The organism is Brevibacterium sp. NPDC049920 (genome assembly GCF_040656435.1).
Classification (GTDB): domain Bacteria; phylum Actinomycetota; class Actinomycetes; order Actinomycetales; family Brevibacteriaceae; genus Brevibacterium; species Brevibacterium pityocampae.
On record NZ_JBFAMF010000004.1, the window covers coordinates 162,555 to 183,197 of the forward strand.

The following is a 20,643-nucleotide window of genomic DNA, read 5'->3' on the forward strand; positions in this document are numbered from 1 at the left end:
GATGTCGCAGCTCCTGTGCACGGTCGCCCGGACTGCTCCGGAACCGTCGTCAGGGTCAGCCCGCGCTGCGTTCCTGCCAGGCGCGCCCCTTCGCGCGGGCGAGGTCTGCGGCCAGACCGGTGTACGTCGCCGGGGTGAGCGCTGCGAGCCGCTCCGTCTCCGGCTCCGGCAGGCCGAGCCCGCGCACGAACTCCACGAGCTCCTCGCGTCCCACCCGATGGCCGCGCGTGAGCTCCTTGAGCTTCTCGTAGGGGTTGTCCATGCCGGGCACGCCCTGCAGGTAGGCCGCGCGCATGACCGACTGGATCGCCTCGGCGAGGACCTCCCAGTTCGCGTCGAGGTCGGCGTCGAGCGCCGCGGTGTTGATCGCGAGCTTGTCGAGGCCCTTGACGAGGTTGTTGAGCGCCAGCAGCGAGTGGCCGAGCGCCACGCCGATGTTGCGCTGGGAGGTCGAGTCGGTGAGGTCGCGCTGCAGGCGGCTCGTCACCAGCGTCGAGGCCAGGGAGTCGAGGAGCGCGCACGACAGCTCGAGGTTCGCCTCGGCGTTCTCGAAGCGGATCGGGTTGACCTTGTGCGGCATCGTCGACGAGCCGGTCGCGCCCTCGACCGGGATCTGCGTGAAGTAGTTCATCGAGATGTAGGTCCACATGTCGGTGGCGAGGTTGTGGGCGATCCGGTTGAACCGCGCGACGTCGGCGTAGAGCTCCGCCTGCCAGTCGTGGGACTCGATCTGCGTGGTGAGCGGGTTGAAGGTGAGGCCGAGCCCCTCGACGAACGTCTGCGCGATCCGCGGCCAATCGGCGTCGGGGACGGTGACGGCGTGGGCGGCATAGGTGCCGGTCGCCCCGTTGATCTTGCCGAGGTACTCCGTCGCCGCGATCCGGTCGTACTGGCGGTGGAGCCGGTGGACGACCACTGCGACCTCCTTGCCCATGGTCGTCGGCGTCGCGGGCTGTCCGTGGGTGTGGGAGAGCATGGGGACGTCGGCGAGCTCGAGCGCCATCGCCGCGAGCGCGTCGATGAGGGCGGCCGCGCGGGGCAGCCACACGGTCTCCACCGCATCCTTGATGCCCACGGCGTAGGACAGGTTGTTGATGTCCTCCGAGGTGCAGCAGAAGTGGACGAGCTCGGACAGGTCCTCGGCGCCGACGTGGCTCAGCGCCTCCTTGATCGCGTACTCGACGGCCTTGACGTCGTGGACGGTGACGGCCTCGAACATCGCGAGCTGGGAGATCGTCTCCTGGTCGAAGCCGGTGACGATCGACCGCAGATGGGCGCGCTCCTCGTCGAGGAGCGCGCGGGTGCCCGGCACCACGCCGGCATCGGCCAGATGGATGAACCATTCGACCTCGACATGGATCCGATTGCGATTGAGGGCGGCCTCGGACAGGTGGTCGACGAGCGGAGCGGCATCCGCCCGATAGCGGCCGTCGAGGGGTCCGAGGGCGATGGTCGGATCGAGCTGGGCGAGAGTCACGCGAGTCATGCCCACATCTTCGCACGAGCGTCCCGACGGTGGGAGGGGAGTCCGGCGGGCGCACCGGAGGGTGATCGAGGGGGCGAGCCGGAGCGCGCTGTGGGGTGCGACGGAGCGCGCTGAGGGGTGAGCGGATGCGCCTGCGGGCCGGGTGCACGGGTGATCGGCGCACGGCCGTGCGACCGGTGCGAGCGCGGCCTGTGGACAGGGCTGCCTCCCCTGCGACCCCGGGGCGGGGATCGTGGTCTCTCCTGTGCGGTTCCCGACGGTGGACGGATCAACGTCCGTCCACAGGGAGCACCGAGGGCTCGATGGGCGGCTGCGGCCCGGTGCACGGTGGGCGCATGCTCATCGACGAACTCGAGAAGAACCGGCGCGGCTGGGAGGAGGTCGCGGACTCCCTCGCGCAGATCGCCGAACGCTGCCTGCGCGGCGGTGGAACGGAGTGGGCGTCGACGTCCGCGGACAGGTTCCGGGACGAGCTCGCCGACCGCGTCACCGAGCTCCACCGGCTCCGGGAGCTCGCACTCGCCGTCGTCGACGCCTATGCGCGTCATATTCCTGCGGTGCAGGACGCCGAGCTGCCCGCCGATGCGCTCCTGCTGTGAGGAGGGGGCCTGCTGTGAGGAGGGGGATCGCCATGAGGAGGGGGGTCGTGGAATCGCCTCGGGAGCATGGGCCGGACAGGCGCTGGATCCCGTTCTCCGCTGCGGAGGTGCTCGCCCTGCCGCCGGATCTGCAGGCCGGCTGGCCGGACACCCAGCGTCCCACGGCTGTGAGCTGTGCCCTGTCCGCCCGGCCCGGGCCGGGCGGACAGGGCCCATCGCCGACCGGGCCGCTGTCGGCCGGGCCGTCGGACCCCGAGCCGGCACCGACCGAGCTGTCGACCGGGCCGACCGCGGCCTGGGTCGCGCGGGCCTCGCTCATCCTCGGCGGGGCCCCGGTGGTCGGCGGGTTCGAGCTGCTCGGTCCGGGCCTCCGGATCGTCGTGAGCGCCGGTGTGCTCCACCGCGCATGCTGCGTGGTCTGGCGCTGGACGGACGCTCACGGCCGGTCGACCCACCCCGGTGGCGGCTGCCTGCTCGGCCGGGTCGATCGGGCCGCTCGCCTGCCGGAGCTCATCGCCGAGCTCGTCCCCCGCGAGACCCCGGCGGCGGCGCTCGGCGTCCTCGGGTGCCGCGGGGTCGAACCGGAGCCGTGGACGATCGGCCGGTCGGCGTCCCCGCCCGGAAGGGGAGGGGCGGGGCCGGTGGCGTGCACGGCGGCACCCGCGCTCGGCGCGCATCCCCTCGCCGCACAGGTGCGTGACCGGGTCCGCGCCGATCTGCATCGCGCCGTTCTCGCCGCGGCCGGGGAGACCCGCGGGAGCGCGACCGGAGGGCCCGTCGGGGAGCCCGGCGTCGGTGACTCCCGTCGAGGCGGCCGGTGCGGGACGGGTCGTCGATGAGCCACGGAGTCTCCACCCACGGCGGGCCCGGCGGCACCCGCGCGCGGACCGAGGACCTCGCCGACTTCGCCGCGGAGCTGCGCGGGATCGCCGAGGAGGTCGCCGAGCTCTTCCTCCGCAGCGCCGGGAGCGAGCTCGACCTCGTGCTCGAGCTCTCCGCGGTGACGGCGCCGACGACCGCCTTCGAGGTGTCCCGGCGGAGCACGGAGTTCCTCGGCGCAGCGGCCGGGGTGTCGGGGCGGCTCGCCGGCACCGGGATAGCGCTCGGGGCGGCGATGCTCGCCTACCGGGCTGCCGAGGACTTCGCCGCGCGTCTCTTCGACCGGGTGCTCACGGCCATGGGCAACGTCCTCGGGCACGCCGTTCGCACGGCGATCCCCCTCCTCGCCCCGGTCCTGTTCCGCGGCCTCGTCACTGCCGGCGTCGTCCTCGCCATCGCCGACCGGATCGGTCTCGACGAGCTCCTCGAGGACGCGTTCGGCATCGACCTGCCGGAGATCACCGCGGCGGGTCTGGCCGTCCTCGGGCGAGAGCTGTTCGCCGGCTCCGACGGTGCCGCCCGGATCATCGAGCACGTGCTGCCCGGGTTCGCCGCCGGTTTCCTCGGCGTGCCGCCGGGACTCCAGGCGCAGTTCGGCGACCGGGGGCCGTGGCCGCACGATTCGCAGTCGGTCACCGAGTGGGTGATCGCCGGCGGTCGGGCGGGCGGGCTCATGCGTCGCACCGGGGTCGACGTCGAGCACGCGGAGCGCTCCCCGGGCCGGCGGCCGGCCCGGGCGCCCGCCGGCCTCCCCGAGCTGTTCGCCCGCACGCTGGCCGGTCACCGCGGCAGGGACAACGGGCGGGTGCAGATCGAGCGGATCCGCGGGGCCGACGGCGCGGTGCGGTGGATCGTGTACGTGCCCGCGACGACCGACTGGTCCGCCCGCACCGGGAAGAACTCGACCGATCTCACGACCAATGTCGAGGGCGTGGCCGGGCACGACACAGCGATGCGGGAGACCGTGCGGCAGGCGGTCGCCGAGGCCGGGATCGGCGCGGACGAGGAGGTCATGCTCGTCGGATACTCCCAGGGCGGCATCACCGCGGCCTCCCTCGCGGCGGACCCCGCGTTCCGGAACTCGGTCTCCGTCACGGCCCTGCTCACCGTCGCGAGCCCGGTCTCGGATTTCGACATCCCCGACGGGATCTCGACGCTGTCGATCGAGCACGAGCAGGACCTCGTCCCCGACCTCGACGGCGGCGAGAACCCGGACCGGCCGCATTGGACGACGATCACCGTCGACCTCGACACCGACGCGCTGCGCGACGATGAGCTGTCCGCCGGGCGGACGGAGGACCAGATCGACGAGGTGCTCGCGAATCCCGGGTTCGCCCACGGCGGCGATGTCTACGCCGCGACGATCGACCGCCTCCACCGGGAGGGGGAGCCGGGCCTGCTCGCCTGGCAGGACTCCCGCGCCGGGTTCTTCTCCGGGGAGGTGGAATCGGTGCAGGACTCCGTCGGCACCCGCCGCTGAGCACGCTCGCGGCTGCGGATCCAGGCCGCTGACGAGGGGATTCACTCCGACGTCCGAGCAATTGTGGAGGAGATGACAAAACCCGATCGGACCTCGGCAGTCCTCGACAAGCGACGCCGGACGGTGCCTAGCGTGAGGGGTATCCGCGGGCACCGGCCGCGGTGCCGACGGGCCGAGGGCAGCGATGCCGCCGCGCCGCGAGGACGGGCGCCGGGAGGCGCCCGGGAAGGCGAGCCGCATAGTTTTGCAGAGTGCGATGAATCCGTTAGCGTATATCCACTATGTGAAATGCATCACCACCACGGGGCCGCCGAGCACACCCGCATCACGGCACCACAGCCGCTGGCGACCGGACGACACCCTCATCCGGGGGCCACGACATGAGGAGAACTGGTATGACATCGAACATTGCGCAGGCCCCCGACTCGAAGACGAACTCGGAGCCGAGAATGATTCAGATGCTGACCCCCGAAGGCGATCGCGTGAGCTCGGGAGAGTACGACGCCTTCGCCGCAGAGCTCACCGACGACGACCTCCGGAACTTCTACCGCGACATGGTGCTCGTGCGCCGCGTCGACGCGGAGGGCAACGCCCTGCAGCGCCAGGGTCAGCTGGGCCTGTGGGCCCCGCTGCTCGGCCAGGAGGCCGCCCAGATCGGAATGGGCCGGGCCTTGCGCCCGCAGGACTTCGTCTTCCCGACCTACCGCGAGCACGGCCTCGCCTGGTGCCGCGGCGTGCAGCCGGAGACCCTGCTCGGCATGTTCCGCGGGCAGAACCACGGCGCCTGGGACCCCCAGGAGAACCGCTTCCACACCTACACGATCGTCATCGGCTCCCAGGCGCTCCACGCCACCGGGTACGCGATGGGGATCAGCCTCGACGGGGACGTCGGCACCGGTGACATCGAGCGCGACAGCGCCACCATCGCGTGCTTCGGCGATGGCGCCACCTCGCAGGGCGACGTCTCCGAGGCCCTGACCTTCGCCGGTGCCTTCCACGCCCCCGTCCTCTTCTTCTGCCAGAACAACCAGTGGGCGATCTCCGAGCCGACGAGCGTGCAGACCACGGTGCCGCTGTTCAAGCGCGGCGAGGGCTTCGGGGTGCCGGGAGTCCGCGTCGACGGCAACGACATCATCGCGATGTACGCAGTCGCCCGCGCCTCGCTCGACAGCGTCCGCGCCGGACACGGTCCCATGCTCATCGAAGCCTTCACGTACCGGATGGGCGCGCACACCACCGCCGACGACCCGAGCAAGTACCGCGACGCCGCTGTCACCGAGCAGTGGAAGGCCAAGGACCCGATCAGCCGGCTGCGCGCCCACCTCGAGAAGTCGGGTCTCGCCGACGACGGCTTCTTCGCCGAGGTCGACGCCGAGGCCGACACCCTGGCTGCACGCATCCGCAAGGCATGCATGGAGATGCCCGAACCCGACCCCGCGGAGATCTTCGACTTCGCCTACGCCGGGGAGCACTCCCTCGTCGCCGAGGAGAAGGCCGCGTACCTCGACTACCTCGACTCCTTCGCCGACACGACGGACGGGGGGCGCTGACATGGCAGCAGACACCACGACGACCGAGGCCCCCGGGTCCTCGCTCACCACCCTGCCGCTGTCCAAGGCGATCACCGCCGGGCTGCGCCGGGCGATGGAGGACGACGACAAGGTCGTCCTCATCGGTGAGGACATCGGGAAGCTCGGCGGAGTCTTCCGCGTCACCGAGGGCCTGCAGAAGGACTTCGGCGAGGCGCGCGTCATCGACGCCCCGCTCGCCGAGTCCGGCATCGTCGGCACCTCGATCGGCATGGCGATCCGCGGCTACAAGCCCGTCATCGAGATCCAGTTCGACGCCTTCATCTACCCGGCCTACGACCAGATCGTCACCCAGCTCGCCAAGCTCCACAACCGCACGCAGGGCCACGAGCAGATGCCGCTCGTCATCCGCGTGCCCTACGGCGGCGGGATCGGCTCCCCGGAGCACCATTCGGAGAGCCCGGAGACGGTGTTCGCCCATCACGCCGGGCTGCGCCTCATCTCACCGTCGACGCCGCACGACGCCTACTGGATGATCCAGGAGGCCGTGCAGAGCCCGGACCCGGTGATGTTCTTCGAACCCAAGCGCCGCTACTGGATGCGCGGGGAGGTCGACACCGCCGAGCGCGGCCTGCCCCACGATCGGGCGCAGGTCGTGACCGAGGGGACCGACCTCACGCTCCTCGCCTACGGCCCCCTCATGCCGACGGCCAAGGACGTCGTCGCGGCCGCGGCGGAGGAGGGCACGAGCATCGAGCTCATCGACCTCCGCTCGCTGTCCCCGATCGACTTCGACACGATCGAGGCCTCGGTCCGCAGGACCGGCCGGCTCGTCGTCGCCCACGAGGCCCCGGTGTTCCTGGGCCTCGGCGCGGAGATCGCCGCTCGGATCACCGAGCGCGCGTTCTTCCACCTCGAAGCGCCCGTGCTGCGGGTGGGCGGCTTCCACACGCCCTACCCCGGCTCCAAGCTCGAGCACCACTACCTGCCCGACCTCGACCGGATCCTCGACGGCGTCGACCGCGCACTCGCCTACTGACGCCCGCCCCGCCCCCGGCGCCCCGGCCCGGTGGGCGGGGCGCCGCGGGTCGGCAGCACGCTGAGCGCCGCCGGCCGCCCCGAGGATCGACCGACCACCCGACGACAGACAAGCAAGGGTACTCATGTCCAACGTTTTCCCCCTCCCCGACGTCGGCGAGGGCCTCACCGAAGCCGACATCGTGGCGTGGAAGGTCGCCGAGGGCGACACCGTCACCGTCAACCAGATCCTCGTCGAGATCGAGACCGCGAAGTCCCTCGTCGAGCTCCCCAGCCCCCAGGCGGGCACCATCGAGGCGCTCCTCGTGGGTGAGGGCGAGACCGTTGACGTCGGCACCCCGATCGTCCGCTTCGGCGGCGAGGGCTCCGACGGATCCGAGAGGGCCGGCACCACCCCGGTCGCGGAGCCGGGTGCTCCCGCGCCGGACCAGACCGATGTCGTCCCCGCGCCGACGGAGACCGGCGACGGCACGGCCGGTCCCAACCTCGTGGGCTACGGGGTGAGGGCCGCGTCCTCCAAGCGCCGCCCGCGCAAGCAGGCGGGCTCCCCGCAGGCCGCGGCACAACCCGCACCCGAGGCGCCCGCCTCCCGGGCCGCGCCCGCCGCTGACACGGAGACCGCCCCGTCTGCCGCCCCGGCCGAGGCACAGCCGCGGACGGACGGGCCGGCCGACCCCGGTTCCTCCACCGGGCGGGTGCTCGCCAAACCGCCGGTGCGCAAGCTCGCGAAGGATCGCGGCATCGACCTCGCCGGGGTGCGGGCCACGGGCTCGCGGGGCGAGGTCACCCGCGCCGACCTGCTCGCCCACCTCGACGGAGGCTCCGAACAGGAGACCCCGGCGGGCGCCTCGACGCCGGCCGGCAGTGCGGGGGCGTCGGCTGCTGCCGGCGCCGCGGCCGCTGCTGCGCAGCCCGGCTCGGAGGAGCGCGTGCCGCTCAAGGGCGTCAACCGGATGATGGCCAAGGCGATGGTGGACTCCGCGTTCACCGCCCCGCACGTCACCGAGTTCCTCGACGTCGACGTCACCCGAACCATGGAGTTCGTCCGCCACCTCAAGTCCACGCAGCTGCTCGGCCCCGACGTCAAGGTCTCCCCGCTGCTCGTCGTGGCGCGGGCCGTGATCTGGGCGGCGCTGCGGACCCCGCGCATCAATGCCGTCCTCGACGGCGACGACGTCGTCATCAAGCACTACGTCAACCTCGGGATCGCCGCGGCCACCCCACGCGGGCTCGTCGTCCCTAACATCAAGAACGCTCACGCGCTCGGCCTCGGCGCACTCGCGCAGGAGATCGTCGGCCTCACCGCGGCCGCGCGGGCCGGCCGCTCGACCCCGGCGTCCCAGGCCGGCGGCACCATCACCATCACCAACGTCGGGGTGTTCGGGGTCGACTCCGGCACGCCGATCATCAACCCGGGCGAATCGGCGATCGTCGCCTTCGGCAGCATCCGGAAGCGTCCCTGGGTGGTCGACGACGAGATCGTCCCCCGCGAGATCACGACCCTGTCGGTGTCCGCCGACCACCGCGTCGTCGACGGGGCGGCGATCTCCCAGTTCCTCGCCGACATCGGCCGGGCGCTCGAAGAGCCCCTCGTCATGCTGTCCTGACCGGGCCCGCCGCCGCAGCGGCCGGGGCGCCGCGCCTGCGGCACCCCGGCCGCAGTGCGCTCCCAGTGCGAGCGCCATGAGTTGAGCCGGGGCCGCCGAGGAGGGTGCGCGCCGGCATGCACCCTCACCGCTGACCTGCTCCTGCCGGGCAGGGCCGCTCAGGGATTGAGCTTCGTGGCCTCGTCCGGGCCCTCGGTCGTCGACAGCTTCTTCGCGAAGCAGTGGTCGCGGTCGATGCTGAGCTCGCGGCAGTGCGCGAGCGCCTCCTGCGGGTCCTCGTAGCCCGTGTCGAGCACGGTGATCCAGTAGTCGTTGAATCGGAACGTCGACCAGTCGCCGCTCCACAGGAGCATCGCCTCGGGGTGCTCGGTACGGTTCTGCTCGAACTCCTCGAGGATGTCCTCCTCGGTCCAGGTGCGGCCCTCGGTGCGCAGGCCGTCCTGCTTGGCGCTCAGCTGCACAACCCAGCGGTCCTGCAGCTCGTCCATCGCCCGGGCGGTGTCGTCCTCGGAGATCGACCGGAGCTGCTCGCCGGCGGCCACGGCGGTTGCGGCGGAGTCGGTGGAGCCGGAGGCGTGGCCCGTTCCCGCATCGGTCTGCGGCTGCGAGCTGTCCGAGGGCATCTCGGTGGAGCGGATGCCGTTGTCGGGGCCGAGGAAGTTCCCGCCGAGCACGAGCGCGATCGCGAGGACCGAAACACCGGCCACGGTGGCGAGCAGGATGCGCGGGCCGCTGCGACGGCCCCCTCTGTCGCGGGTCGGGGTGCCGCCGCTGCCGGACCCGGCGGGCGCCTCGGCTCCGGGAGCGGGGTGCGTTCGGGGAACCGCGTTGGGCTGCTCACCGGTGTGCGCGGCGATGTACTCGTAGTAGGTGGACCGGTCGACGTCGCTGCGGTCGTGGCCTGTCTGCCCGGTGCCGCCCGTCGCGGACCTGTCGAGTGCTGACAGCGGGTAGTACTGACCGTCGGAGGCCTGGAAGTAGACGGAGCCGTCGGCGGCGCGGAAGCAGGCCAGGCCGTCGGGTCCGGTGAAGTGCCCCGTCGCCGGTGCCCCGGGCTGCGGAGCAGACTGCGGGGCGGGGCTCGGGGCGGAGGAGGGAGGAGCCGGGAAGGCGGGCGGGGACGTCGGCGGGGCCGGGTACGGCGCGGTGGGATGCGGGAGCGCCCGGGGTGCCGGTCGCCCGTCTGCGGGTGCGTCGATGCGTGCCGGGCGATCGGGATCCCAGTTCTCGCTCTGTGCCGGGCGGATCCGGGGTCTGCGCGGATCTCGGCCGGGCGTCGTGCCGTCCGGAGGAAGGGGGCTCATCGGGTGCGTGGCCTCGGTCCGTGGGCAGCCTGCGGGCAGTCCATGGAGAATACTGTGGCACGTCCGCTGCGCGGGATCAACCGGATTTGCCTGGTCCGACCGGGCTCCCATAGGATTGTCTTCTGTTGTGTCGATCGATGACCGATCAGCTTCCCCCGCACGGCCCGCGCATCCGCCGCGTCGCGTGGAGGATCCGATCACCGGACATCGACACAGTGCTCATTGAGCGCTGCATCTTGCTTCGGCCCCCTCTCACAGGCTTCAGCTCAGCGCTGATGAGACATCTCGTCACGAAAGTGCGCTCCCGTCCGCGGGAGCGTGCGGAACTGACGGACACGAGCCCTTCGCCGGGCGCAGGCATGTCGGCCCTCCGCACCGCGGAGTCAGCAGGCGCCGGCCCGGTGTCGAATCATGTGTGATGTCTTCGGCGTGTCCACCCCGAACGGTCCGTGCGCGGACCGGTGGGGAACCGGCAGTCCGGTGGACCGTCGGCATTAGTGAAACTGGAGGAGAGAAATGGCAGCAACCTGCCAGGTGACCGGAGCCGTTCCCGGTTTCGGACACAATGTGTCCCACTCGAACCGCCGCACCAAGCGCCGGTTCGACCCGAATATTCAGAAGAAGCGCTACTTCGTGCCCTCGCTGCGGCGTTCCGTGACCCTCACGGTGTCCACCAAGGGCATCAAGATCATCGACGCCCGCGGAATCGACTCCGTGGTGAATGAACTCATCGCCAAGGGAGTGAAGCTCTGATGGCCAAAGCACAGGACATCCGCCCGATCATCAAGCTCAAGTCGACGGCCGGCACCGGGTACACCTACGTGACCCGCAAGAACCGCCGCAACAACCCGGATCGCATCGTGCTCAAGAAGTACGATCCCACGATCCGCAAGCACGTCGAATTCCGAGAGGAGCGCTGAGCGCACATGGCCAAGAAGTCGAAGATCGCCCGTGACCAGCAGCGCCGCGAGGTCGTCGAGCGCTACGCCGAGCGTCGCGCCACCCTCAAGCGTCAGCTCACCCACCCGGACAGCACCGACGACGAGCGCGAGGAGGCACGTCTGGCACTCCAGAAGCTGCCCCGCGACGCCTCGCCGGTCCGTCTGCGCAACCGCGACCAGGTCGACGGTCGCCCGCGCGGATACCTCCGCAAGTTCGGTCTGTCGCGCGTCCGCTTCCGCGAGATGGCGCACAACGGCGAACTCCCCGGGATCACCAAGTCCAGCTGGTAGTCTCTGGTAAGTTCGTAATCGGTTAAACAGATCCGATGTCCTGAAGGAGGGCACAACTATGGCTAAGAACCGCAGTGAACTCGTCTCCGAGGTCGCAGAGAGCACCGGCCTGACCCAGAAGCAGGTCTCCGATGTTCTCGACGGCGTCTTCGAGTCGTTCTCGAACGTCGTCGCCAAGGGCGAGAAGCTCACCATCCCGGGCTGGCTGTCCGTCGAGCGCACCGAGCGTGCCGCTCGCAAGGGCCGCAACCCGCAGACCGGTGAAGAGATCCAGATCGCTGCCGGTTACTCGGTCAAGCTGTCCGCGGGCTCGAAGCTCAAGGCTGCCGCCGGTACCCCGAAGAAGTGATTCTTCGCGCACCTGCGCTGGAGGCCCGGACCCCCTGAGGGTCCGGGCCTTCGCCCATTCATGGGCCGAGGTGGCCCGGCCCTCCCGAGGCGTGTCGCCCGAGCCCGGTCCCGGGGCCGGGCGCCCGGGGTCGGTCGCCCAGGCCCGAAGGCACATCGCCGGGCGCGGTCACACCCCCAGGGTGCTCGCTGAGAGTGCGATCGCCGAAGGTTTCGCTCTCAGGAACCTTCGGAAATTGCGCTCCAGGGGGTGCGTTGGTCCGGGGCGCAGGCGGCGACTACCCTTGAGACATGCGTGTTTCAGCGATCCAGCTCGCCTATACCGATGAGGACTCCCAGCAGACGCGGATCGAGCGCGCCGCCCGGCTCGTGAGGGCCCAGCACGGCTCCGATCTCGTCGTCCTGCCCGAGCTGTGGTCGCCCGGCGGCTTCTCCTACCGCGACTGGGGACCCCGCGCCGAATCGCCCACCGACGGGCCGACCGTCACCGCGCTCGCCCAGGCGGCCCGCGACATCGGCGCCTACGTGCACATCGGCTCCGTCATCGAGGGCAGCGAGACCGCCCTGGCCCGGCTCGCCGAATACGACCATGACGTCACCGCCCTCCCGGAGCTGCCCGACGGCGAGCGCCACCTGTGGAACACCTCGGTCGTCGTGTCGCCGGCCGGCGAGGTCATCGCGACGTACCGCAAGATCCACCGCTTCGGGTTCGGCTCCGGCGAGCCCAAGCTCCTCGAGGCCGGTGAGGACATCGTCACCGTGCCGCTCGAGGTCGACGGCCGCACTGTCTCCCTCGGCCTCGCCACCTGCTACGACCTCCGGTTCCCGGAGATGTTCCGCGCCCTGCTCGACGCCGGGGCCGAGGTCGTCGCCGTGCCCGCCGCCTGGCCCGCGCCGCGGGTCGACCACTGGAGCCTGTTCGCCCGCGCCCGCGCAGCCGAGGACTTCATGGCCGTGATCGCCTGCAACACCGCCGGCTTCCACTCGCGCACGGAGATGGGCGGGCACTCCGTCATCGTCGACGCCTCTGGCACCGTCCTCGCCGAGGCGGCCACCGATGAGACCGTGATCGTCGCCGACATCGACATCGACGCGATCCACACCCGCCGCGAGAGCTTCCCCGCGCTCGCCGACCGACGGCTGCGCTGAGCGGCCGGTGACCACCACCCAGGCCACGCGCACCACCGGTCCGGCCGGTCGCGGCCCCGCCGGGGCGGCAGCGGACCGCCGCACCGCGCGCCGGCTCCGCCTCGCCGCGCTCCCGGGCTTCATCGTCCTCGGCGCGGTCGTCGGCCTCCTCGCCCTCGACTCCACCGGTGCCGCGGCCCCCACCCTGCTCAACGACGCCGGCCCGCTCGGCCGCTTCGGCCTGCCGGCGGCGAAGTTCCTCTTCAACACCGCGATGGCGGTGACGATCGGCGCACTCGTGCTCGCCTCCGTGGTGCTGCCCCGCAGCGCCCCGGTCCGCCGTCGCCACAGGGATCGGAAGGCGGACGCGGACCAGGAGCTCGATCCCGCCTGGTCGGCGTGCCTGCGGGTGGCCGAGGTCGCCTCGGTCGCATGGACCGTGTCCGCGATCGCCGTGCTCATCCTCACCTTCGTCGACACCGCCGGGGCGCAGGCGCTCACCGGCGACTTCTCCGCCCAGCTCGGGGTGTACGTCACCCAGGTGCCCTACGGCCAGATGTGGACCCTCATCGTCGTGCTCGCCGCGATCGTCTCCACCCTCGTGTTCGCGGTCCGCAGCTTCACCGGGATCGGCCTCGTCACCGTCCTGTCCTTCATCCCGCTCGTCCCTCAGGCCCTCATGGGGCATGCGGCGGAGGCCTCCGGCCACATGCAGGCGGTCAACAGCATCGGGCTCCACCTCGTCGCCGTCGTCGTGTGGCTCGGCGGGCTGTTGGCCCTCGCGCTGCTCGCCCCCGTGCTCACCGGCCGCGGGGACCTCGGCGTGCTCGTCTCGCGGTTCTCCGCGCTGGCACTGTTCGCCTGGGCACTCATGATCGTCTCCGGGTTCTTCAACGCCGTCCTGCGCGTCGACTCGCTCGCCGACTGGACGACCCCCTACGGGCTGCTCGTCGTGGTCAAGATCGCCCTCACCGCGGCGCTCGGCGTCATCGGTTGGTGGCACCGCAGCTTCGTCATCGGCCGCCTCGCCGGCTCGCCCGCGGACGGCGCCGCTGCCGGGCGGCCGGGCACGGCCGCGGCGAAGCCCGCCGCCGGGAGAGCGCCGGTGCAGGCCACCGGGACGAGCGGGACCGTCTCCTCCCGGGTCGAGTTCTGGCGCCTGATCGGCATCGAGACACTGCTGTTCGCGGCCGTCATGGCGCTCGGCACCGTGCTCGCCCGCTCCCAGCCGCCCGTGCCCGACGAGCCGCCGGCCGTGCCCACCCCGGCCGAGCGGCTGACCTCCGAGCCCCTGCCGCCGGAGCCCACCTGGGCCACGTTCTTCACCGAGTGGCAGCTCGACCCGCTGTGGGTGGTCGTCGCCGTCGGCCTCGCGATCGCCTACATCGCCGGATTCGTGCGCCTGCGCCGGCGCGGGGACGCCTGGCCGGTCGGACGCCTGATCCTGTGGCTGGTCGGCATGGCGCTGCTCGTCTACGTGACCTCCGGTGGGCCGATGGTCTACGGGCGGGTGCTGTTCTCCGCCCACATGATCCAGCACATGCTCATCGTCATGTTCATCCCGCTGCCCATGGTCCTCGGCGCGCCGATCACCCTGCTCATGCGTGCGGTGCCCGCCCGCACCGACGGCTCGCGCGGCGCCCGCGATTGGATCCTGGGCGCCGTCCACCACCCGTATCTGCGGTTCTGGGCCCACCCGGTGGTGGCGGCGGTGAACTTCTCCGGCTCGCTCGTCGTCTTCTACTATTCCGGACTCATGTGGTGGGCGCTGTCGACACACATCGGCCACGAGCTCATGATCCTCCACTTCACCGCCGCCGGGTACATGTTCGCGCAGGCGATGATCGGCATCGACCCCGGCGTCAGCCGCTTCCGCTACCCGCTGCGGCTCCTGCTGCTCCTCATCACCATGGCCTTCCACGCCTTCTTCGGGCTGTCGATCATGGCTTCGACGACCCTCATCGAGGGCGATTGGTACGGCAACATCGGCCACGGCTGGATCCCGGCGATCGAGGACCAGGTGCGCGGGGGCGAGATCGCCTGGGGCATCGGCGAGCTGCCGACCCTCGCGCTGGCGATCATCGCCGCCGTCCAGTGGTCGCGCTCCTCGGACCGCGAGGCGAAGCGCCGCGACCGCGCCGAGGACCGCAGCGGCGACGCGGAGCTCAAGGCCTACAACGACATGCTCGCCGGCCTCGATCGGCGCCGCTGAGCAGCGCGGCCGATCCACCGGGCTGTCCAGCAGGGCCGCGGGGCTGTGCGGCAGGGCCGCCGGGCCGCTCCCCACCTCCCTCTCCTGTGCCCGGGTGCACCGCAGGGCACACATCATCTGCGGACTTGCACACTGCAATCGGGTCACGAAGTGCGATCCGTGCTTGAAGGGCACACAGGAAAGGTTCAGGATGGGCTATCGAACGCACCCCGAAGGAGTGGCCGCGTTCAACCGGCCCACAGCGCTGTGACCGGTACGACTACGTCATCTCCTTCACTCACCCGCCTGCGGATCACCGTCCGGCGGGAGGACCATCCCGGGAGCCCCGGGTCGACCCGGCTCGGCACCCGCCGAGCGAAGGAGCATCATGAGCACGAACACATCGGAGGCGCTCAAGCCCGAGGAGCGCACGCAGCTGCAGCGCGTCGTCGCGGCCTCGATGGCCGGCACGATCGTCGAGTGGTACGAGTTCTTCCTCTACGCGGCGGCCGCCACCCTCGTCTTCAACAAGATCCTCTTCCCGCAGTCGGACAACCCGTTCGACGCGATCATCCTCGCCTTCGGCTCCTACGCGATCGGATTCATCGCCCGCCCGCTCGGCGGCATCGTGTTCGGCCACTTCGGCGACAAGCACGGCCGCAAGAAGCTGCTCCAGCTCTCGATCATCCTCGTCGGCACCTCGACGTTCCTCATGGGGTGCATCCCGACCTTCGAGGCCGTCGGCTACATCGCGCCGGTCATGCTCGTCCTGCTCCGCTTCATCCAGGGCTTCGCGGTCGGCGGCGAATGGGGCGGCGCCGTGCTCCTCGTCGCCGAGCACTCCCCGCGCGACGCTCGTGGCTTCTGGTCCTCGTGGCCGCAGGCCGCGGTGCCGATGGGCAACCTGCTCGCCACCGGCGTGCTGTTCGGCCTCGTCGCCGTCCTGTCCGATGCGGCCTTCCTGTCCTGGGGCTGGCGCGTCGCCTTCTGGCTGTCGGCCGTCATCGTGTTCGTCGGCTGGTACATCCGCACCAAGGTCGCCGACGCCCCGATCTTCCAGGAGGCGCAGGAGGAGGTCGTCGAGGGCGAGGCCGGCTACGGCGTCGCCGAGGTGTTCAAGCGCTACCCGCGCGGCGTCTTCACCGCGATGGGCCTGCGCTTCGTCGAGAACATCCACTACTACCTCGTCGTGACCTTCTCGATCACCTACCTCTCGATCCAGGTCGGCGTCGAGAGCATGGAGATCCTCGGCCTGCTGCTCGTCGCGCACGCCATCCATGCCGCCGCCGTGCCGCTGGTCGGCAAGGTCGGCGACATCGTCGGCCGCAAGATCCCCTACGGGATCGGCATCGTGCTGACCGCGACCTGGGGCTTCTTCGCCTTCCCGCTGTTCGACACCGGCGAGGACATGCTCATCCTCGTCGCCGTCGTCGCCGGACTCCTGTTCCACGCGCTCATGTACGCCTGCCAGCCGGCGATGATGGCGGAGATGTTCCCCACCCGCATGCGGTACTCCGGCGTCTCGCTCGGCTACCAGGTGACCGCGATCGTCGCCGGCTCGATGGCGCCGATCATCGCGACCTTCCTGCTGCGGAACTTCGAGTCCTCGATCCCGATCTCGTTCTACCTCGCGGCGGCCGCAGCGGTGAGCTTCGTCGCGCTGCTGTTCACCCGTGAGACCCGCGGCATCGACCTGCTCGAGATCGACCGCCTCGACAACGAGCGCCGTGCCGGTGAGCGCGCCGCCCGGGCGGCCGGATGACCGGGCGGCCGGCGGGGGCCGGCATCGCCGGGAAGCGCGCTCTCGTCACCGGCGCCGCCTCGGGCTTGGGGCGCGCGATCGCCTCGGCCCTGGCCGGTGCCGGTGCGCGGGTGACGGTCGCCGACATCGACGCGGAGGCCGCGCACGCGGTCGCCGAGGAGATCGGCGGGGAGACCTGGATCGCGGACTTCTCCGACACGGACGCGCTCGACGGGATCACCCTCGAGGCGGACATCCTCGTCAACAACGCCGGGATCCAGCGGATCCACCCGCTCGAGGAGTTCCCGCTCAGCGAGTGGCGGCTCATCAACCGGCTCATGCTCGAGGCGCCCTTCCTCCTCACCAAGGCGGTGCTGCCCGGGATGTACGCACGCGGCTGGGGGCGGATCATCAACCTCAGCTCGATCCACGGTCTGCGCGCCTCCCCGTACAAGAGCGCCTACGTCGCGGCCAAGCACGGGCTCATGGGCCTGACGAAGGTCACCGCCCTCGAGGGTGGTCCGCACGGGGTGACGTGCAACGCGATCAATCCCGGCTACGTCATGACGCCGATCGTGCAGCGGCAGGTCGCCGACCAGGCGCAGACGCGCGGGATCGGCGAGGAGCAGGTGATGGAGGACGTGTTCCTCGCCCACTCGGCCGTGCCCCGGCTCGCCGAGCCCGAGGAGATCGCCGAGCTGGCGCTGTTCCTCGCCTCGGACGCCGCGGCCGTCATCACCGGTGCCGCCCACGTCGTCGACGGGGGCTGGTCCGCCGGCTGAGCAGGCCCCCTGCGGGGCCGGACTCGCATGCGGGCGCCGCTTCCCCGCCCCCGTCAGTCGGCGGCCGGCTCGGGCCCCTCCGCCGGGAGGGCGGAGCCGGGGAGCACCTCGGGCACGACCGGCGGCCGGGCGGAGAACTCGCGGAGGATCGCGAGCGCGGCCTCGACCCCGCGGTTGCGCAGCGCCTCGCGGCGCACGTTCGCCCAGTGGGTGATGCGGAGGTCGAGCTCGGGGACCACCCGGACGAGCGCGGGGCTCGCCTGGCCCAGGTAGTTCGGGAGCAGCCCGATCCCGGCGCCGTGCTCGGCGGCCCGGACGTGGATGAGCATGGAGTTCGAGCGGAGGAAGCCGCGCGGCTCCGGCAGGCGCGCGCCGGCGGAGTCGAGGACGTCGACGCCGAGCGTGTGCTCGATGTAGTAGACGAGCCGGTGCTCGGCGAGCTCGGCGGCCGTGCGCGGGGTGCCGTTGGCGGCGAGGTACTCGCGGGTGGCGAACAGGCCCAGGCTGTAGGTGTTGAGCTGGTAGCTCAGCGAGCGCGCCACCTGGGGGCGGCCGACGACGATCTCGATGTCGACCCCGGACCGGTACTGGCGGGCGCGCTGGGTGGCGGCGACGAGCTCGACCTGGATCCCGGGATGGCGGCGCTGGAGCTCGGTGAGCGCGGGTGCGGCCCAGGTCAGGCTGAAGCCCTCCGGGGCGGCCACGCGGACCATCCCGGTGAGCTCCGCGGCGCCCGTCACCGTCTGCTGGGCGCGGGCGAGGGCGGCCTCGATGTCCTCGGCGACGGCGAGCAGCTCGCGTCCGCGCGAGGTGAGCTCCCAGCCCTCCGGGGCGTTGACGAGCACCCGGTCGCCGACGCTCTTCTCCAGCGCCGCGATCCGGCGGGACACCGTCGTGTGGTTGATCCCCAGGCTGTGCGCGGCCGCGGTGTACTTCCCCAGCCGGGCGACGGCGAGCAGGGTGAGGAGGTCGTCCGGCGCGACGGGGTGCGCGCTGTGGCCGGGGCGAAAGTGCGGGCCCGGCCGGGGAGCGGTGCCGGGCCGAGGTCCGCTGCCCGGGCGGGGGCCGGCGCCGGTCCGGCCGCGGACCGGCTCGCCGTGTGCATCGGTGTGGGGCATGTTCGGAGTGTATCTGCAGGGCTGCACACTCGGTTTGCGCAACTGGCCCCGCGGGCACGGTGCCGGGCCCGCACGGACGGACGTAGGCTGGTGCCACGACCAGGACAGCGCGGCCCGGCCGCACCGGAGCCGGCCGCCACGTGTGCAAGGAGGCGCCATGGCAACCATCGGATGGATCGGCTTGGGCAATATGGGCAGGCCGATGACGAAGAACCTCATCGCCGCCGGGCACACCGTGCGCGGCTACGACCTCGACGAGCGCGCCGTCGCCGCCGCGGCGGAGAACGGCGTCGAGGCGGTCGGCTCGATCGCGCAGGTCGTCGACGGCGCCGAAGTCGTCTTCACCATGCTCCCCAAGGGCGAGCACGCCCGCAGCGTCTACCTCGACGACGGCGGGGTGCTCGAGTTCGCCGCGCCCGGCACCCTGCTCGTCGACTCCTCGACGATCGACGTCGACTCCGCGAACGCGCTCCACGACGCCGCGGAGCAGGCCGGGTTCGCATTCGTCGACGCCCCGGTGTCCGGCGGCATCTCCGGCGCCGCGGCCGGCACCCTGACCTTCATGCTCGGCGGGGCGGAGGCCGACGTCGAGCGCGCCCGCACTTTCGTCGAGCCGATGGCCGGCAACGTCTTCCACGCCGGCGGCAACGGCGCGGGCCAGGCGGCGAAGATCGTCAACAACATGATGCTCGCGATCAGCCTCCAGGGCGCGGCGGAGGGCGCGGTGCTCGCCCGCAAGATCGGCCTCGACGCGCAGACCTTCTGGGACATCGCCCACGTGTCCTCCGGCGATTCGTGGCCGCTGCGCACCTGGTACCCGGTGCCCGGCGTGGTCGAGACGGCCGCGGCGAACAAGGGCTTCGACGCGACCTTCGCGACGGCCCTCGCCCACAAGGACGTCGGGCTCGCGATGGCCGGCGCGGAGTCCGTCGGCGTCACCCTGCCGGCGGCCCAGGTCGCCTTCGACAACCTGCAGAAGCTCATGGACGACGGCTACGCGGACAAGGACTGCTCGCTCGTCATCCGCAACATCGACCCCGAGGCGCCGGGCGTCCCGCAGGACTGATCACGGGCCGGGCCGCGCCTCGCCGGTCAGGGCAGGACAGTCCGAGCCGGGCTGCTCGGGTCGGGTCGGTGCGGGCGAGCCCGGCGGGCCGGACAGGCAGCCCGCTCCGGACCCGCTCGGTCCGCTCCGGGTGCGAGCGCGCCTCAGCCCGCCGGCGGGCGGGCGCCGAACACGCTCGAGCCGATCCGCACCATCGTCGCGCCCTCGTCGATGGCGAGCTCGAAGTCGTTGCTCATGCCCATCGACAGCTCGGTCATCGTCTCGTCGATGATGCCCTGCTCGAGCAGCGCGGCGCGCAGCCCGGTGAGCTCGCGGTAGCTCGGGCGGATCTCCACCTCCGTCGAGCCGGGCAGGCCGATCGTCATGAGGCCGCGCATCCGCATCCGGTCGAGGCCCTGGAGCGCGCCGACGAGCTCGCCGGCGGCCTCGGGCGCGACGCCGGACTTCGAGTCCTCGCGCGAGGTGTTGACCTGCACGAAGTACTCGATCCGCGCCTCGGTCGCCTCGAGGCGGCGCTGGATCCGCTGCGCGAGCTCGAGCGAGTCGATCGACTGGATGCACGTCGCGACCCGCAGCGCGTGGTTGACCTTGTTCTTCTGCAGCGGGCCGATGAGGTGCGCCTCGTGGGGGACGTCGGCGAGCGCCTCGGCCTTGCCGGTGAGCTCCTGCACCCGGTTCTCGCCGATGAGCGTGAATCCGTGCGCCAGCGCGGCGCGGATCCGCGCGGCGGGCTGGGTCTTCGTCGCGAGCATGATGCGCACGCTGTCGGCGGGCCGGCCGGCGGACTCGGCCGCGGCGGCGACGCGCGCGGCGACCTCGTCGAGGCGGGCGCGGACCGCCGTCGCCTCCTCGGGCGCGAGGCTGCCGGGGGACGCGGCGCTCACCTCGGGCGCGAGGCTGCCGTGGATCTCGGTGCCGGTGCGGGGCTCGGTGCTGGCACGGGGCTCGGTGCTGTCGTGGGATGCGGACATGCCCCCATCGTCTCACCAGTCGTGCGCCGCGGCCACGGCACCGGACCCGCCGGTGTCGCGCGGGCGGTGCCGCACGGCTGTGCTGTGCCGCACGGCTGCGCGGTGCCGCACGGCTGCGCTGTGCCCGCCGGCGCTCCGAGCCGC

Annotated in this window: 19 protein-coding genes; 15 read left to right on the forward strand and 4 right to left on the reverse strand. The window is 71.8% G+C overall.

From position 1 onward, the window contains the following. Positions 1-55 precede the first annotated feature (55 nt). Positions 56-1,486, reverse strand: coding sequence for an adenylosuccinate lyase (gene purB, locus AB0I45_RS05335; protein ID WP_137318588.1), 1,431 nt, complete (start codon positions 1,484-1,486; stop codon positions 56-58). A 335-nt stretch (positions 1,487-1,821) separates the two neighbouring features. Here purB and AB0I45_RS05340 point away from each other — a divergent pair, with 335 nt between their 5' ends. The 6 genes from AB0I45_RS05340 (at position 1,822) to AB0I45_RS05365 (ending at position 8,618) form a co-directional block, all read left to right on the forward strand. After that, positions 1,822-2,085 (forward strand): hypothetical protein, encoded by a 264-nt coding sequence (locus AB0I45_RS05340; RefSeq protein WP_247424218.1) that lies wholly within the window; start codon positions 1,822-1,824, stop codon positions 2,083-2,085. 47 nt (positions 2,086-2,132) lie between these two features. After that, the gene (locus tag AB0I45_RS05345; RefSeq protein ID WP_295690659.1) at positions 2,133-2,924 is read left to right on the forward strand and encodes a hypothetical protein; all 792 of its coding nucleotides are present in this window, start codon (positions 2,133-2,135) and stop codon (positions 2,922-2,924) included. Next, on the forward strand, positions 2,921-4,444 hold the full coding sequence (locus tag AB0I45_RS05350) for a hypothetical protein (protein ID WP_360317229.1): 1,524 nt from the start codon (positions 2,921-2,923) through the stop codon (positions 4,442-4,444). The genes AB0I45_RS05345 and AB0I45_RS05350 overlap by 4 nt, the downstream gene beginning before the upstream one ends. Positions 4,445-4,893: 449 nt before the next feature. Beyond that, positions 4,894-5,994, forward strand: a complete 1,101-nt coding sequence (pdhA, locus tag AB0I45_RS05355) for a pyruvate dehydrogenase (acetyl-transferring) E1 component subunit alpha (protein WP_295691146.1) — start codon at positions 4,894-4,896, stop codon at positions 5,992-5,994. Between the two features lies 1 nt (position 5,995). Next, entirely contained in the window at positions 5,996-7,012 is a 1,017-nt protein-coding gene (locus AB0I45_RS05360; protein WP_295691144.1) for an alpha-ketoacid dehydrogenase subunit beta, read from the forward strand. Between the two features lie 124 nt (positions 7,013-7,136). Beyond that, entirely contained in the window at positions 7,137-8,618 is a 1,482-nt protein-coding gene (locus AB0I45_RS05365; protein ID WP_360317232.1) for a dihydrolipoamide acetyltransferase family protein, read from the forward strand. Between the two features lie 158 nt (positions 8,619-8,776). Here AB0I45_RS05365 and AB0I45_RS05370 read toward each other — a convergent pair whose 3' ends face one another. Next, on the reverse strand, positions 8,777-9,922 hold the full coding sequence (locus AB0I45_RS05370) for a hypothetical protein (protein ID WP_247424198.1): 1,146 nt from the start codon (positions 9,920-9,922) through the stop codon (positions 8,777-8,779). A gap of 516 nt (positions 9,923-10,438) precedes the next feature. Here AB0I45_RS05370 and rpmB point away from each other — a divergent pair. The 8 genes from rpmB to AB0I45_RS05410 all read left to right on the forward strand — a co-directional run bounded on the left by rpmB (position 10,439) and on the right by AB0I45_RS05410 (position 17,344). Next, positions 10,439-10,675 carry a 50S ribosomal protein L28 gene (gene rpmB / locus AB0I45_RS05375; RefSeq protein WP_101652986.1) on the forward strand — a complete coding sequence of 79 codons (237 nt, stop codon included), beginning with the start codon at positions 10,439-10,441 and terminating at the stop codon, positions 10,673-10,675. Next, the gene (rpmG, locus tag AB0I45_RS05380) at positions 10,672-10,842 is read left to right on the forward strand and encodes a 50S ribosomal protein L33 (RefSeq protein WP_302630566.1); all 171 of its coding nucleotides are present in this window, start codon (positions 10,672-10,674) and stop codon (positions 10,840-10,842) included. The genes rpmB and rpmG overlap by 4 nt, the downstream gene beginning before the upstream one ends. A gap of 6 nt (positions 10,843-10,848) precedes the next feature. Then, entirely contained in the window at positions 10,849-11,154 is a 306-nt protein-coding gene (rpsN, locus tag AB0I45_RS05385; protein WP_247424195.1) for a 30S ribosomal protein S14, read from the forward strand. A 58-nt stretch (positions 11,155-11,212) separates the two neighbouring features. Beyond that, complete coding sequence (locus tag AB0I45_RS05390; RefSeq protein ID WP_137318597.1) at positions 11,213-11,503, forward strand: HU family DNA-binding protein; 291 nt, start codon at positions 11,213-11,215, stop codon at positions 11,501-11,503. A 290-nt stretch (positions 11,504-11,793) separates the two neighbouring features. Then, positions 11,794-12,651 (forward strand): nitrilase-related carbon-nitrogen hydrolase, encoded by an 858-nt coding sequence (locus AB0I45_RS05395; RefSeq protein ID WP_247424193.1) that lies wholly within the window; start codon positions 11,794-11,796, stop codon positions 12,649-12,651. Positions 12,652-12,658: 7 nt separating this feature from the next. Further along, on the forward strand, positions 12,659-14,842 hold the full coding sequence (locus AB0I45_RS05400) for a cytochrome c oxidase assembly protein (protein ID WP_295690636.1): 2,184 nt from the start codon (positions 12,659-12,661) through the stop codon (positions 14,840-14,842). A 367-nt stretch (positions 14,843-15,209) separates the two neighbouring features. Continuing rightward, positions 15,210-16,583, forward strand: coding sequence for an MFS transporter (locus AB0I45_RS05405; RefSeq protein ID WP_295690634.1), 1,374 nt, complete (start codon positions 15,210-15,212; stop codon positions 16,581-16,583). After that, positions 16,580-17,344, forward strand: a complete 765-nt coding sequence (locus tag AB0I45_RS05410; RefSeq protein ID WP_360317239.1) for a 3-hydroxybutyrate dehydrogenase — start codon at positions 16,580-16,582, stop codon at positions 17,342-17,344. The genes AB0I45_RS05405 and AB0I45_RS05410 overlap by 4 nt, the downstream gene beginning before the upstream one ends. 53 nt (positions 17,345-17,397) lie before the next feature. Here AB0I45_RS05410 and AB0I45_RS05415 read toward each other — a convergent pair whose 3' ends face one another. Next, a complete protein-coding gene (locus tag AB0I45_RS05415) occupies positions 17,398-18,462 on the reverse strand; it encodes a LysR family transcriptional regulator (protein WP_360317242.1) in 1,065 nt (354 codons plus the stop codon). A gap of 157 nt (positions 18,463-18,619) precedes the next feature. Between AB0I45_RS05415 and mmsB the strand changes: the two genes are divergently transcribed. After that, complete coding sequence (gene mmsB, locus AB0I45_RS05420) at positions 18,620-19,528, forward strand: 3-hydroxyisobutyrate dehydrogenase (protein ID WP_360317245.1); 909 nt, start codon at positions 18,620-18,622, stop codon at positions 19,526-19,528. A gap of 143 nt (positions 19,529-19,671) precedes the next feature. Here mmsB and AB0I45_RS05425 read toward each other — a convergent pair whose 3' ends face one another. After that, entirely contained in the window at positions 19,672-20,499 is an 828-nt protein-coding gene (locus AB0I45_RS05425; RefSeq protein ID WP_360317248.1) for a YggS family pyridoxal phosphate-dependent enzyme, read from the reverse strand. Positions 20,500-20,643 lie beyond the last annotated feature (144 nt).